The following is a 14,335-nucleotide window of genomic DNA, read 5'->3' as shown; positions in this document are numbered from 1 at the left end:
GCGGTCTTTACATTGAGGGTGCCACAACTGCTGGTAGTAGAGCCTGAACAAAACCATAACAATCAGCCTAGTCCTATTATTATGGATGCATGGGATTCTTTAGAAGACGATTTCAAATCCTATGTTTCTACCCAGACCAGAGATATACGAGTTGAATATTTTGCTCATGCGGCGACAAGTGAGTATTGGAGAATGATGGGTGGCCCAGAGCGATTACAATTACACGCTGACTATTTAAATCAGCTGCACCCTAAAAATCCGCTTAGTTCACCTGTACGTTTATTAGGGCTTTTTGCTCACTCCGATTGGCGTTCCTTAGATAATGATTTTAAAAGCTATGTTTCTGTTTCAACCAGAGCTGTGCGTCATGAGTTGCTGAACGGTATTAGTACAGATATCTATTGGGGCATGATGGGTGCTCCAGAGCAGAAAAATTTGATGAAGGAGTATTTAGAGCAAAACCCTGAGCGCTCTTTGGAATTCAATTAGCCATTAATAAGAGAGACTATGCAACAAGTCCAATGCGGACTTGTTGCATGGGATAACTCTAGCGCTACAATTTTTATAGTATTGTATTCATTAATAATATGGCTGGTAATCTGGCTGTAAGCATCTATTCTTTTATAAGCACCCAGGCTCTAAATATCCAGCCTCTTTTGCTTCACGTTCAAACCATTCTTTCAGAGGTTCATTGTAATCGGTCAGCCAACTATGTTGGCATCTACTTCAAATTAAAATGAAGCAGCTTGCTATAATCCTACTGAGCTCTAAAGGTACGAATATTTTCAAAGAGCGCTCTCAGGTAATCAAAAGGATTTCATCCATTGGTGTTCGCTGTTGCAATGAAGCTATAAAAAAAGAGCACTGGCGTGCGCACCATTAGGAGTCGCTGCCAAACAACCAGTTTTTGCGCCCAAGAGCGAAGGGTCTTATCTGATTTTCAATGGCGTTGTTGTCGATTTCAAGAATACCGTCGAGCAAGTAATGATTCAGTTCTTTCCAGCGTTGCTGCATATAGTGTGCATTGTTCGTCGAGTTGTTCCATCACTTCTCCAATGCATTACAGGACACCCCTGTAGTGTATGTAATGACTACGGGGCCAAAGGTACATAACAATGAGGCCCTATGAGTTTATAAGGTAACAACATAATTTTTAATTTTATGCTTAGCAAAATTAAAAGAAGTAAAAAAATAATACTAAAAACGATAATCGTGAATTTATAAGTTTGCGTGTATTTATAATATTCAAAGTATAAATATTGAAGATTTGAATAAAAAGATACCAATAGGAATATACAGTAAAAAGGAACGATCAAAAAAAGATAGATCAGTATAAACCCGACAGGATCTTTTTTGATGCAAATCATTAGTAATTTTCCCAGTGCGATTATAATGGGAAATAAGGCTATAATTATCCCTTGTTTTCTTAAAGATAGCCTCATTTAGTTGCTCCTAGGTAGCTTTTTTAGAGCTATAGGCTGACAATTGACCCAAATATTTTGTATATTTATTTGGCATAATTTGGTTTTTCTCTTAAAATTCAACCGTTCCTCAGCTTGATTCTGTAAAAATGCCTAAATCTTCAATAATCAATATCAAAGAACAACTTGACATAGCAAAATTAAAAAAATTTAACAATGACAAGCTACGAGAATTATTTCAAGCATTCTATCAGAAATGCAAGCGTTATTTTGATCAATACGATAAATTAAGCCGTTTCGAAAGCAACCGCATATTTCTTTTTTAAAAAAATGAATGGCTTTGACTGAGCGATTAAATAATACCCCTGAGCTGCCTTGCCACATACAGCGCCTCAAACAGAACCAGAAAGGCATCTTTTGAATACGATAAATTGATCCGTAGCATCTACTTTTCTAGTGATAAAATCATTGATCTCGATGCAACAATAAACAAAGTTTTCTTGCATGGAATAAAAAAGAGGAAAGTGGTTGAATTTAGTCCGTAAATTTCTGGGATTAGCGTTTAGAACCCCAATCAAAAACTCTAACTGCTCTTTGTGCATTCATGAAAAACCCAAATTAATGTACTAAAATTAATCATAACTAATTTGCATAATATAATAGGTAGACATTCATGAAGTCTTTATCAGAAGGTGAGCATGCAACTCCGCAAGCAGGTTTAATCCCTCCAATACTTTCGAGATATATGATTTATGATCTTGATATTTCCCCAGCGGTATTTGAGCATGCTTTAGAGTTTGCCAGATTGCCTTTAAATGATATTTATGGGCGAAAAGAAGAGTTTGTTAAATCAACAAAAGAGATACAATTAGCCCAATGGATATGTATTTTATTAGCTCATCAAAAGAGTTCTCAGGAGGATCTTCAACATATTGCAGAGGTATTAAATCTATCTGATAGTATTTTCTTTAAAGGCGCTATCTTGACTAATAGAACTGATATCCTGTCAAAAATTAACACAACTGATAATAATGAAATAGAAATAGCTGTTTGTGAGAATAGATTTCAGCTGTTTAGACTTGCTACAGAATTAAAGCATTATGATCTGTTAAAAATATTGTGTGATATTTTGCCAGATAAAAAAGAGGCCATGATTTCAGTCTACAACTATGCACCGCTCCGTACTGTAGTTGAACAGGGTAGTCTTGAGGCTTTTCAATGGCTGACAGAACAAATTTCTGAAATAAGCTTAACAAAAATTTTTTCATCTAGCGGCCATCTTATTTTGGATTCTGCGTTAAAACAAGGGTATCTGCATATCCTTGATTGGATTAAAAACAAAATAACACCAAATGATCTTGATGAAATTGCAATGGATATGCAATACATTTTTCGTAATGCAGCAGAATCCGGGCAAATTTCTAGCATGGAATGGGTTATAGAACACATCTCTCCAAGCATCCTAAATAAGAGGAAAAATGATCGCGTTGTTGCTTTTTCAGCAGCAGCCATGAAGGGGCATGTGGAGGTATTACAATACCTGAAAGAACATTATCCTGATGAAGTAGATAAAATGTTCAATCCTGGACATAATGAGGGATTTGGCGAAAGCCCATTCTCGCTTGCTGTTTCATCTAATAAAATTAAGGTATTGGAGTGGTTCCAAAAGATCAAATTAAGGTGATCTTTATCAATAAAGATTTTGAACAAGCAGCAAAATCAGGAAGTATTGATATATTAAAATGGCTTGCAACCGAGTTTCCTGAGGCTTTTTTATCAACAATAAATTCCTGTTTTGACTTGGCTGTTCAAAATAATCAATCTGAATGTATTGATTATTTACTGGCACAAGTTTCCTGCTTTATGCATGCTGAGGAGCATGATTGGGAGTATGGTGCACAATACGTCTATCCCTTCGTAACGCAAAAACTTGCGTCACTCCATGAGCAATATAATCAACTTGAAGAAGAGGATCCAAATGCTATCTTCGATATTGATAATGAAGAGGCAAAATTCTACTTTTATATCCTCAGAAATCTGATCAGACGTAATGATCCAGCTCTCTACGATGAAATTATTTTTTTATTGAGTATCCATCAATCAAAAATCTTGCACATCAAGAAGTAACACCTCGTCGCCCTAACGAATTACTGCTTCTAGCCATGACTGTTGAAAATCAAACTGCTGCTGATTTACTGCTCAACATTCCAGCAGTGCGCCAATTAGCAGAAGCAAATGATTTCTATGCAAATGCACAATACGCAGGGATCGATCTGGGCGCCTTGGCCCATGATCGCGAATCATCAATGACCGCATTGACAAGTGGTGAACAAAAGCGACTTGCTAGTGCCATTCAACACTATCAGCCGCAATTAAATGCACTAGGAGTAAATAATATCATGGCTGCTCTGCGGGTGCAGTTAATGGATTATTATATGCAAAATCCAGCTGTTATCGATATTGATGGGATTGAAACCCCATTGCCGATAACATGGACAGAATTCAAAAAGATGTCTCTGAAACCTGAGCAATATCAAAAGGCTCTCATTGCTTATTATCAAAATCCCTACCATACAGCATTGCGTTATATTTCAAAGCCTAATCATTGGATGGCTGGGAATGCTTCTTATGTCTATGTTGATGATGAAGACCCATCCTATAAATGGTCAACATTTGAAGAGTATCAGTCTCTGATTGCTATGTTTTGGTTGGCTGCAGTAGATGATGATAAAGCGATGGCGCCCTGTGATGGCCAAACCATGGAGGGTCGTATCAGCAATTTTATTCAAGAATTAGCCTTGGTTGGTCGAGCGCATAACTGGGATGATAAGAGGCCTGTCCTCGATAAACAAGGCAATCCTGTATTGGATGAAAATGGAATTCAAGTACTGGAGGAGTATGATAATTTACAGGGCGATAAACCCAGTTGTTACTCAGGTGTAAAACGGCGCCTCTTCCAATCAGTTATTGGCCATCCTTTAATTGACATACTAGATATTGATAAAATCAACCAGGAGTTGAAATTTTTTCTGTTAAGAGAGTGGCGACAACGTATCACTGATGACAATAGAAAATCACTCAAAGAGATCTATGATTCTTATGTATCTACCCTGGAGCTTAGTGATATTGGTATAGAAGAATATAAAAAATTGAATATTACACCCGAACAAAAAGATCATTTTATAGCTGATCTCAAAACAAAGTATGGAGATCAGCTTGATAAAGAACTGCTGAGTTATATTGAAAAGCAGTTTTTTATTGAAGAAGACAACTGCGATCCTTCATTAGCATATCATTTTGTCAAACTGGGAGGGTTAGCAGGTGGCGATTATTTACTCTTGCCATCAAAACCTGATAGTTCATTGCGGTCATCGCGAAATCGCTTTTTTTCACCTGAACACCCTGACGATGCAAAACTTAATGACGTACTTGAAGTAGATAGTAAAAACAGCAAAAATCTTGGATAAGCAGTATTTATCTGCGTACAAAGCATTACCCTGGATTGGGTCTTATATGTTATATAAAAATAAATCCATTTTGACTGTTTAGAATCGAATCCAGCAACAAGGTAGCTGGATAAAAAATAATGGCCCGATCCGGACAGCAGGCTGCATCCGATAAAACCCAATCATAACGTTGATCTAATTTAGCTGGTTCCAGGGCGAAAGCACTTTGGTTTAAATAGTAGATGCGCGGAAGTTCGGCAATTTTGGGATCCAAGGGTGCTTTATCAATAGCAGTTACTGTTTGAAGGAATTGGATCTTTTGGTGGAAACGCAAGACTCAATACATAGTGGGATCGGTCCCCTTTCTATGGCAGGACTAGGCCAAGCTTTGCTTGGCGCACTGAACGGTTACCTACGATGTTTATGTTAAAGAATAGTAGGGGATTATCTATTTCTCATAAAATTGGTTTGAAACTTTCACCTGCTTCTTTCATCCAAGCAGGGAGAGTGCATTTCCCTCTTTGTTCTTGTAATTCAGCAATCACTCTCTCATTATTCGAAGCTGACAGTAGATAATCAATAAAGCGGTAGCTATTGAATATTTCTGGTAATTTTGTTCTAGCCTCGTTTAATTTTTCAAGATTGCCCGCGTTTAATTCATTAATAAAACTAGGCAAGTCTAAAGTATAAGATGAAATGTCATTCTTTATAGTGAGTAGAGCAGAAAAATTAATCTTATACGCACCATAAAAATTAAACTCCATAGTATCCGTCATATTTTTCCCTATTTGTAGCAATGTATCTACTAACTCCTGCTCACTTAGATTGCTTAACGCAGAGTATATTCTATTTTTATCATCGATATTTTCCAAAAAATCTGAATCACTCAGTCGATCAACAAATCTAAAGAAATTGAGCGTTAAGATTTGGTGCATTTCATTTATATTATCTGCTATTAAAATAGCTTTTGTTACATTTGACCAAGCGTATTGCCATCCATTTGGAGTACACAATACTAGCGAAGAAGTTTCTGGTGGCTGGCACCTGTAAGTCTCTGTATGTGAGAAATGTAAGTCGATATCACCGATCCTAACACTTCTTATCTTTTTTAGATCGAAGCCTAAATCTCTTTGTTTATAAAAAACGCATGGATTGTTTTCTGCTATTTTTTTTGCATCAAATCGCAGTTCGATTCCATGGTTTGCTTTCGGATCAATGGCATTAGCTCCCAGACAAACAACATTGGCATCACCTTCATCAATGTCGCTTTGCCATAAAGAAGCTGGTCTAAATGGCATATAGAATTGTATCATACTGCGCCGTCCATAAAGACCGTCATTAAAAATAGATTCCAGTGCAGAAGCAGCTGTTAAATGGCGTACTGTAGAAAATAATTCTACTTTTTTTGCTGCTTCCATAATTCGTTTGGCTAGATTTTCTTCACATTTAGGTTGATAAGGTTTGTTGGCGTCTGTCAATAATTCCTTGGCAAATTTTTCAGCATCCTCAGTGGTCATTGATATACCAGGCTGTTGCCATAGATTTTTATAACGATGAGGTAAGCGTTGCAGGTTTTCCTTTTCCCGTCTCTTTGCTCTAAATATCCTCTGTATCGTAATAATCTTACTTTCGACCGAAGGCAGATCGTTTTCATTCCTTGCTAGAATGTTCATTATTGCTTTCGTTGAGTCTTTCTCTCGTTTAGAGATTATTTCTGGCATATCTCGCCCCTCAAATACTTTTGCTCTGGGTGAGGGTAAATATTTTAAGAATAGGGTACTTAAACTTTCATCATTCAATGAGTAAAGATTCCTCATAAATTGTGCATTAGCAACCTTTTTCGGTAGCATTGCAGTACCACGAGCTTTGGCTTGCGGCGTGATCATTTTAAGGCATTCCTTTAGTGCCTCCTCAACGCGATTCAATTTTTCTTGTGCCGAAGCAATATCATTTTTATTACAATAATCCTCTATTCGTAGCCACAGATTAAAATAGTCTTCATCAATGGTTTCAGCGATAAAATCATTCAGGGCAGGATGATTTCTAAATTCTGCACTTGAGGTACCTAGTGGCTCCTCTTGAGTTAGCTTCTCCAATGTCTTCTCAATTTTAGATTTTGCGGAGTAATCTAATTTCTTTGATTCCAGAAGCTTATTTATTATTTGCTCTTCGATTGGTTTCATGATTCTGTTCTCATTAGGACAAAAAATTAAAATTGTTAGCATTATACACATTTTTAAACGAAAAAGACACAAAATATATGCATTATGCAAAAAATATTTACAACATCCAAATGATGATATGATGGATTTTGGTGAAGCTAACAAGTCAAATGCATCAACTACACACGTATCCTGACTACTTCCTTAACCTCCATTATTAGTCGCAAAATCCAGAAATTTGCTGACTTTTAGTTATTCCATGGCAAACTTTAATTTGCCTTATTATTTAAGGGAAATTGAATAGTCTTTGTTTTCTGATAAATCGTTGTTCTTCTGGTCATTCACTCGGTTGTGTGGATTCTGTAGCAGAACCGTAGCAAGCGCTGACTCCTCATCAAGCAGTTTGTGTGTTTCAGAATGTTTGTGTTGCCTTCCTGGCAGGAAGCCTCGTGCCAATTTATAAAGAAAAAACTCATTAAGTTGTGGTTTAATCGACGCTTGTTTTAATTGATTAGATATATTTAACCATATCTGATCAACCATTGGCGGAACAAGGGTTTTCTCTGTAATAAAGTCAAAGCAAGCTTTAAGCCTCTCTGCTTTGTTCTTCAGTACTATTGTACTGTCTGAAAGCAATGTAGCTCTGTCGTTCCTGATTAAATTCATTATAGGCTTTCGTTTGAACCAAGGAACAGATTTGCAGTGAACCTCAAAAAAATCCAGGACATCAATAATCTCACAAAGGTATTTTTGCTTTTCCTCGGGCCAAGCCAAAAGTTGATTGCTGTCTTGATCCAATTCTTCGGCAATGAAGCGTATAGTCATTGACAGGGTGGTATCTTGTCTTGCGATAGCTTTATCGGCATTGGCTGTATCCAGTGCAGCTTGAAGTTCCTGCGATAAACTAGCATATTCTTTTTCAGTAAAAAAATGAGAGAAACCAGGAAAATAACTTAAGGTTTTTTTTAGAGCAAATAAATCTTTACCTTCAATGGTCAAAGGTATTGCTGCCTTTATCCACATATTTTCTGACTTCGAATAAACTGTACTATATCCTTCAATCAATTCTCCTGGACACGCCATTGGATTTCCACGATGCTTGTTGTAAGTAGTTATATGATGCAAGGCAAATTGAATAATTTTAGCTTTAAGATCAGGTAGTCGATTAAGTTCTTCCAGAGTAAACGGTGATGGCGCATCAATATCAGTCAGTCGAGGGAGCATCCATCCTTCTGACTCAACCATTCTGAGAGAAAATACTATTTTTCCATTTTTTTCACTTAAATAAAACCAATCATATTGCCTTTCTTCTTCACGCTGATATTCCTCTGGTGCCAAGACGAACTTAAAATCATGGCCTTCCTGTTTTATAATTTTTTCGGATAAACCAAAATCAATGATCCAGGGTTGAAAAAAATCATCAATTAAAATATTGTCAGGCTTGATATCATGGTGAATATAACCGGCAGTATGGAGTTGATATAACTGCCAAAACAACTTTCTAGCCACTTGCTTCTTTTGTGTAACTGATAAATCAACCCTATCGAGTGATTTACCAAGATACGTAAATGCCTGATATGATGTAATCTTCGAAAACGCCAATTTACCATCTTTGGAGGATATATTGCGTTCTGGTCCTTTAGCGTCCAGAACCTTGTGTTTCATATATCCAAGCTTTTGAGCGATTTGACACTCCAATTCGTCTTTTTGGGCTCCGGACATTATTTTACACCCATACAATGCAGATTGCTCATTAATTGCAAACTTTACTTGAATTGCTTGTGAGCCAGTACCAAGCCTGCCTCCTTCCTTACCGCGAGACAATGCCAAAATAACACCGTCCTCTTGACATATGTATGAATGCTTGGGCAGATGGTTCGGGTTGAATCCATGTTGCTTTAGAATAGACATTTGCTCTGGTGTTGCTTGTGCAATCACATCAGGCCAAACTTTTCTGGAAACCTTAACCAATTGTGGGAATTGAGAAAAGATAAATTTCATCAATCGGAATTCATCCTCCAGAGAGTAGTAGAATCCATAGTAGAATCCGTACTTAGGCATTATATTCACCATTTATTCTTAATATACTTTTAATTATAGGCTATATCAGATGCAGGCGGCCGGCGGGAAATTAATTAGGACATATCGTAATTAAGCAGATATTAACTTTATTAAATCCGAGTTAAACTTGTAGTGATTTTTTAAAAAACGAGCAGTTGCACTTACTAGTTGAATCCGCCCAACAGTTGCCCCTATTATGTCTGATTATCGAAATAATCAGACATAATAGGGGATAATCACTTTCGTTACTGATGTGACTGGTCGGACCGGAAAGGTTAATCCATCCTACCCCAGATCATCAAACAGCTAGCCTCTTATTTCGATACATAAACTGTTGATGTTTGAGTACTTCCTCTCGGCACTCTTCTACTTCATATCTGAAACCGTCAAGTTCCGCGGCTGTTTGATTTTGATAATTGACAATAGTGCTATCAACACGTTCATCCTCTAGTAAGCGCTTCACGCAGTCCAAGTGTCCCCGTTCCACAGCATCGTGCAAAGCTGTATATCCAATATCATCTTGTTTATTGGGGTTCAGTTTGGGATCGGCAAGAAACAGCTCAAGAACAGCAACATCACCAATAGAAGTGGCCATGAACATGATAGGCTCGGAGGTGCCCATGCAGGCATTGATATCAATCCCTGGAGTTTTTAAAAGCATTTGAACAATTTCAAATGCGCTGTCGTATTCTTTTTCTCCTTGTTTCCTCCCTCCTAGTTTTCGTATAGCCTCTGTTAAAGGAGTAGTGCAATAATGATCGCTTATATTAACAACCTTAATATTAGGATAAGCAAGCAAACATCCTCGAATAGCGCGTACATTGTTAGTACGAATAGCAACGATAAGATAATCTATATCCTCCTTAACAATGCCAGGATTACTCTGTTTGAATAGATTAAAATACTCAAGATCAGCTTTCTTTTCTTGCTCCTTAAGTTCAATCATCTTTTGAATTTCTCCATCCTGAGTCATCTTAACTACGGAGTCCCCGCGATATGGCGGATTAAATAATGTCCCTGGATATTGAATCAATAACCTTGCTGTGTCTTTATGCCCATTTTTAAGTGCTAATTGCAAAGGCGTAATCCCATTCACGTCACTTGCGTCTGGATTAACACCTCCATAATAGACTAACGTACGAAGATTTTCATTATGCCCTACTCTAGCTGCAGCATGAACACTAGTACTGTAATTATGAGTGCGCGTTGTAACGGCTTCTGGGTGAAACTCAATTAAAGATTGTAAAATTTTTGAATTCCTGCTGGCTGCATAATAAGCACTGTATTCACTAGCCTTTGCGCCATGTTTAAGTAGCGCATTAACCAAATCTATTCTATTCGCTCTTATTGCGCAATCCAGTGCATTATCACTTTTTGTTCTGTTGACATTAGCACCAGCCTTAACCAGAATGTCAATCATTTCAATAGATTTTACCAGGCATAAAGGTTCTTCATCATACCAATTGGTTTGATTGACAGCTTCTGGGAACATTTGAAGAAGTGATGAAGCAAGAGATAAATTGTTATTTATCACTGCAAAATGCAAGAGGCTATACCCTTGGAAAAATTGGTCATTTAAGCACCATGACTTTAATTCATCCAAATCTTCGGTGGTTACTTTATCATCGAGGAAGTGCTCCAATATTTTCAGGCGAGTATTCATTTGGGATCCTAGAGCCACACTAAGCAACTTAAGCTGCTTGTCAAAATGTTCTGTAGATTTTCCATTGACTCTTAACTGCCACCTCTCCAACATAAACTCCGTTTGTAAGATTTCCTGAGAAGCTTCAGAGCTGAAATATTTCGCTAATAGTTTCCCTGCTAACTCCAATTGTCCTTCAGGCATTAATTTTTGATTAATTAACCGCATTAACAGGTGCGGCAAAACTGGATGGCTAGAATAATGAGAAAGATATTCTTCCAAATAAAACTGTTTAAAAAATTGCATGGTATCAACAAATAGTTCATCAGCAATATGTTCAGTTAAAAATAACCTATATTTTATTTTCAAAGCGATTAACAGACTCTGAAGTCCACAATTACCAACTGTTTGAAAATCTCCAGCAATACCTTCGGAAAATACCAATCCAAGAATATTGTGCAGATCTTTCTGAATGTATGTTTTATTGGATTCACTCTCTTTCTCATCATAAAGTGTTGCCAATACTTCTTTTGTTATATTCTCAGTTTTAGATATTTTGTAATGTTCAGTTGTGATATCTGTACTGCACCCACCACCGTTATTGCGATAAAAGTCATCCTGTTTGATAATAAGATTTATTACATGCCCAGGCCAGCCAGTGATTATTTCAACACCTGAATTTTTGCTGTCTTCTATCATGGATACCAAAAAATCATCCTGGGATTTATTTATATTTATCTGAGATAGAAAATAAAAATGCATTGCCTTCACTGTCATATTTCTTACTTGCTGAATGGAATCCAAATGGTCAATGTACTTACTATTTTTTTCGCAATGAGAAACATAAGCATTCATTAAATGCACCATAAAGGGTACAGCATCCCAAGAAGAACTTCCGGTTAGTTCGATAAGATTGCTATTGACAGGCATTGAGCCGCTTAATGAAAATAAATGACCCAACATTTTGGTAGCTTTCTCAATATTAGGCTTTGTCTTAGAGTATATAGCAAGTATATCCTCATCGAAATTGTTCAAAGAAAAGCCAAATTCGCCAATATAACTTAATGCATTTGAACGCTCCTCGCTGTCTTCTTTAGTTAAATTTTTTATATGATTAATAACAACTTTTAGGTTAAGCTCAGGTCTGAACATTTTAAAATTGTTGTTAATTGCCGCCTTATAAAAAGTAGGGTTACGGATAGCAATAAGGGCAAAACAATATTCGATATCTACATTAATATCTGCTTCAATAAGCATTTTGGTTAAAGATTCTATTGTTTCCTCAGATACCAAACCTTGATGAAAGTCTTTAAAACAATCTGATATTATATTTTTAAGATATTCGTCGTAATTTCCCTGATTTTTACACAACTTAATGAGATTTCCGACTTCTGATTGGATAGTATAATCCTGACTTTTGAGTAATTCCTCCAAGATGGTTTTACCATTTGAGTATTTCTCAAGAAGAGATGCTGGATGAAGTTTAAGAAGCTCGAGTAATAATCGGTTATTTCCATACTCTGATCTCCCTGCGGCATTCTCATGAATCAAATCAAGTACAGATTTACCTTCAGTATTTTTATGTCCAACGTCAATACCTTTCTCAATAAGTAGTTTTGCAACTTCTTCAGCTTGATAGCTACAGTAAATAATTGCAAGTTGCAGATAACTATTCCCATTATGATCTACTGCATTGATATCACATTGTTTATGATTGATGAAAGCAGTTATCCATTCCATATTTTTATATTGAGTATTGCTTAAGATCAGAGCTAAAGCTGTTTGCCCATCATTATTTTTAATATTGGGATTTGTCTGTACCTTATTAATCACACTTTGGATGCAATTTGTATATGTGAATACATTCTCAGAAACCATATGCAACAATATGGAATTATGTTTCGATGTTTTCTGATTAGGATCGAATTTTTTATGATTGATTAAAGACTCTAAGGGATCACTGAAGGTTAAATTACAGGTAAATTCAAATAATGTTTTACCGCTTTCAATTCTTTGATTAATGTCAAACTCTTCATTCCTAAGCAATAAATTAAAGGTTTCCTCTGTATTCCTCGGCTTTATACAATTTAAATAGTAACTTAGAAAAGTATTACCTTGTTTATCGACAGCATTTACATCGGCACCAGCGTTCACCACTATATCGAGATATTCATAAAAATCATAGGCTTCTGCATGACGAGATTTTGCCAGTAGGTGTAAAACTGAATCGCCGTCTTCAGTAATATCTGTGATTGCAAAATTTGCTTCACTCAGTTTGCCTAAAATTTCAAACGAATAATTAGTCTCATCAAGGATCTTTAGCAGATTTGAACTTTTCATATAATTTATTCTAATTGATTATTAAGTGCACATATTATGGCAAGCTAATCTTAACAAAACATTAAGATTTTGTATGAAAATTTGGATTTTCTTGCACAGGGCAAAATTACGGCATTTGATGAGTTGAATAAGCAATGATATGGAATCAATTTAAAATTAGCAAATTATTCATTATTTGTTCAAGCAATTTCTTATTTTGTCCTGTATAAAAATAGATTCCCTGGTTGGCCTGCAAATCTGGGTTCTTATATCAGCGATCAACCATTTTTTATTGGGAAGACCGCTGGCTACACGGCTAAATTATTCTAATCTGGAGCTGAAAATTTTCTGCTTTACTTTTGTGCTTCATGATCCGGATGAACTACAAAAATTCCAGGGGCATTGCGTAAATATTCGTGATAATCCATTCCATAACCGAAAATATAATGATCTTCCACTTCTAAACCTACAAAATCAGCTTTTTGGAGGCCATTTGGAACACGTTTGCGATATTTATCTACTAGTACTGCGCTGTAAACTTCCGCAGCACCAAGCGTTTTAATCTCATTAATTATAGCTGCCAAAGTGACTCCACCATCTAGAATATCATCTACTACTAGAACAGTGCGGCCTGCTAAATTAGTCGATGGGCGAACTTTCCAATGAATCTCCCCTCCAGTTAAATCCCCACGATAACGAGTAGCATGAACATAGTCCACTTCTAAAGGAAAATCTAACCGATGCAATAAATTCCCCAAAGGAATAAGTCCGCCAATCATTACACAAAGAATTACAGGATTTTTATCTTGTAATGCTTCATGAATTTTTATTGCCATTCTATCTAATGCTGCTTCCACTTCATTATAGGTGTATAGACAGGTTGACTTTTCATATACGGCTTTAATTTTACTAGGAATAGTCATTTGTATTTCCTTAAAAATTTTGCAAAAATGAATTAATCTTTTATCTTTCCAGCGCCTGGAAAAGGCCTTACTTTGTTACTATGGCCCACATTATCCTTTACTTTAGATACGCCTTGTTTGGATACTTCATCAATTCGAAACACAGAGTGTACTGGAATAAAAATTCGTTTTACCCCATTAAATTCCATCTTGAGTTTTTCTTCAGAAGGGTCAACAACCAATGCAGTTTGCTCACCAAAAACCAGTTCTTCTACCTCCAGAAAACCAAACATCTCGCTTTCTTTTATCGAGCGAGCATAAATTTCAAAAATTTCATCTTGATTGGCAAAACTGATTCTAAATAACGATTTTTTCATGTATT

General features: G+C 36.4%; 11 protein-coding genes and 1 pseudogene. 4 read left to right on the top strand and 8 right to left on the bottom strand.

All coding sequences use genetic code 11. From position 1 onward, the window contains the following. The first annotated feature begins 18 nt into the window (after positions 1-18). Positions 19-489, top strand: a complete 471-nt coding sequence (locus OK13_RS03735) for a hypothetical protein (RefSeq protein WP_035887816.1) — start codon at positions 19-21, stop codon at positions 487-489. A gap of 405 nt (positions 490-894) precedes the next feature. Here the strand turns inward: OK13_RS03735 and OK13_RS14065 are convergent. Both OK13_RS14065 and OK13_RS14535 read right to left on the bottom strand, forming a co-directional pair. Beyond that, positions 895-1,017 (bottom strand): annotated as a pseudogene (locus tag OK13_RS14065) (IS66 family transposase); the annotation flags it as partial. A gap of 614 nt (positions 1,018-1,631) precedes the next feature. Next, a complete protein-coding gene (locus OK13_RS14535; RefSeq protein ID WP_160264733.1) occupies positions 1,632-1,805 on the bottom strand; it encodes a hypothetical protein in 174 nt (57 codons plus the stop codon). A gap of 289 nt (positions 1,806-2,094) precedes the next feature. Here OK13_RS14535 and OK13_RS03720 point away from each other — a divergent pair, with 289 nt between their 5' ends. The 3 genes from OK13_RS03720 to OK13_RS03715 are packed head-to-tail and all read left to right on the top strand — an operon-like array spanning position 2,095 to position 4,888. Continuing rightward, positions 2,095-3,105 (top strand): ankyrin repeat domain-containing protein, encoded by a 1,011-nt coding sequence (locus tag OK13_RS03720; protein ID WP_035887812.1) that lies wholly within the window; start codon positions 2,095-2,097, stop codon positions 3,103-3,105. Beyond that, complete coding sequence (locus OK13_RS13850) at positions 3,078-3,548, top strand: hypothetical protein (protein ID WP_052117547.1); 471 nt, start codon at positions 3,078-3,080, stop codon at positions 3,546-3,548. Before OK13_RS03720 ends, OK13_RS13850 begins: the two co-directional genes overlap by 28 nt. Before the next feature lie 35 nt (positions 3,549-3,583). Then, the gene (locus tag OK13_RS03715) at positions 3,584-4,888 is read left to right on the top strand and encodes a hypothetical protein (protein ID WP_052117546.1); all 1,305 of its coding nucleotides are present in this window, start codon (positions 3,584-3,586) and stop codon (positions 4,886-4,888) included. A 49-nt stretch (positions 4,889-4,937) separates the two neighbouring features. On the opposite strand, the gene OK13_RS14815 is transcribed toward OK13_RS03715, so the two are convergent. The 6 genes from OK13_RS14815 to OK13_RS03685 all read right to left on the bottom strand — a co-directional run bounded on the left by OK13_RS14815 (position 4,938) and on the right by OK13_RS03685 (position 14,330). Further along, positions 4,938-5,201 carry a hypothetical protein gene (locus OK13_RS14815; RefSeq protein ID WP_035887810.1) on the bottom strand — a complete coding sequence of 88 codons (264 nt, stop codon included), beginning with the start codon at positions 5,199-5,201 and terminating at the stop codon, positions 4,938-4,940. Between the two features lie 121 nt (positions 5,202-5,322). Next, positions 5,323-7,050: a hypothetical protein gene (locus tag OK13_RS03705; RefSeq protein WP_035887808.1), complete on the bottom strand. Its 1,728-nt coding sequence runs from the start codon at positions 7,048-7,050 to the stop codon at positions 5,323-5,325. 261 nt (positions 7,051-7,311) lie between these two features. Beyond that, positions 7,312-9,090 (bottom strand): protein kinase domain-containing protein, encoded by a 1,779-nt coding sequence (locus OK13_RS03700; protein ID WP_160264732.1) that lies wholly within the window; start codon positions 9,088-9,090, stop codon positions 7,312-7,314. A gap of 298 nt (positions 9,091-9,388) precedes the next feature. Next, entirely contained in the window at positions 9,389-13,072 is a 3,684-nt protein-coding gene (locus tag OK13_RS03695) for an ankyrin repeat domain-containing protein (protein ID WP_035887805.1), read from the bottom strand. Positions 13,073-13,404: 332 nt separating this feature from the next. Continuing rightward, on the bottom strand, positions 13,405-13,974 hold the full coding sequence (locus OK13_RS03690; protein WP_035887803.1) for a hypoxanthine-guanine phosphoribosyltransferase: 570 nt from the start codon (positions 13,972-13,974) through the stop codon (positions 13,405-13,407). A 32-nt stretch (positions 13,975-14,006) separates the two neighbouring features. Further along, complete coding sequence (locus tag OK13_RS03685; protein ID WP_035887800.1) at positions 14,007-14,330, bottom strand: DUF1820 family protein; 324 nt, start codon at positions 14,328-14,330, stop codon at positions 14,007-14,009. Positions 14,331-14,335: the final 5 nt, after the last annotated feature.

The sequence above is a fragment of the Legionella norrlandica genome (genome assembly GCF_000770585.1).
GTDB classification, from domain to species: domain Bacteria; phylum Pseudomonadota; class Gammaproteobacteria; order Legionellales; family Legionellaceae; genus Legionella; species Legionella norrlandica.
Note: the sequence above shows the minus strand (reverse complement) of the source record. Positions and strands in the feature narration are given on the sequence as shown.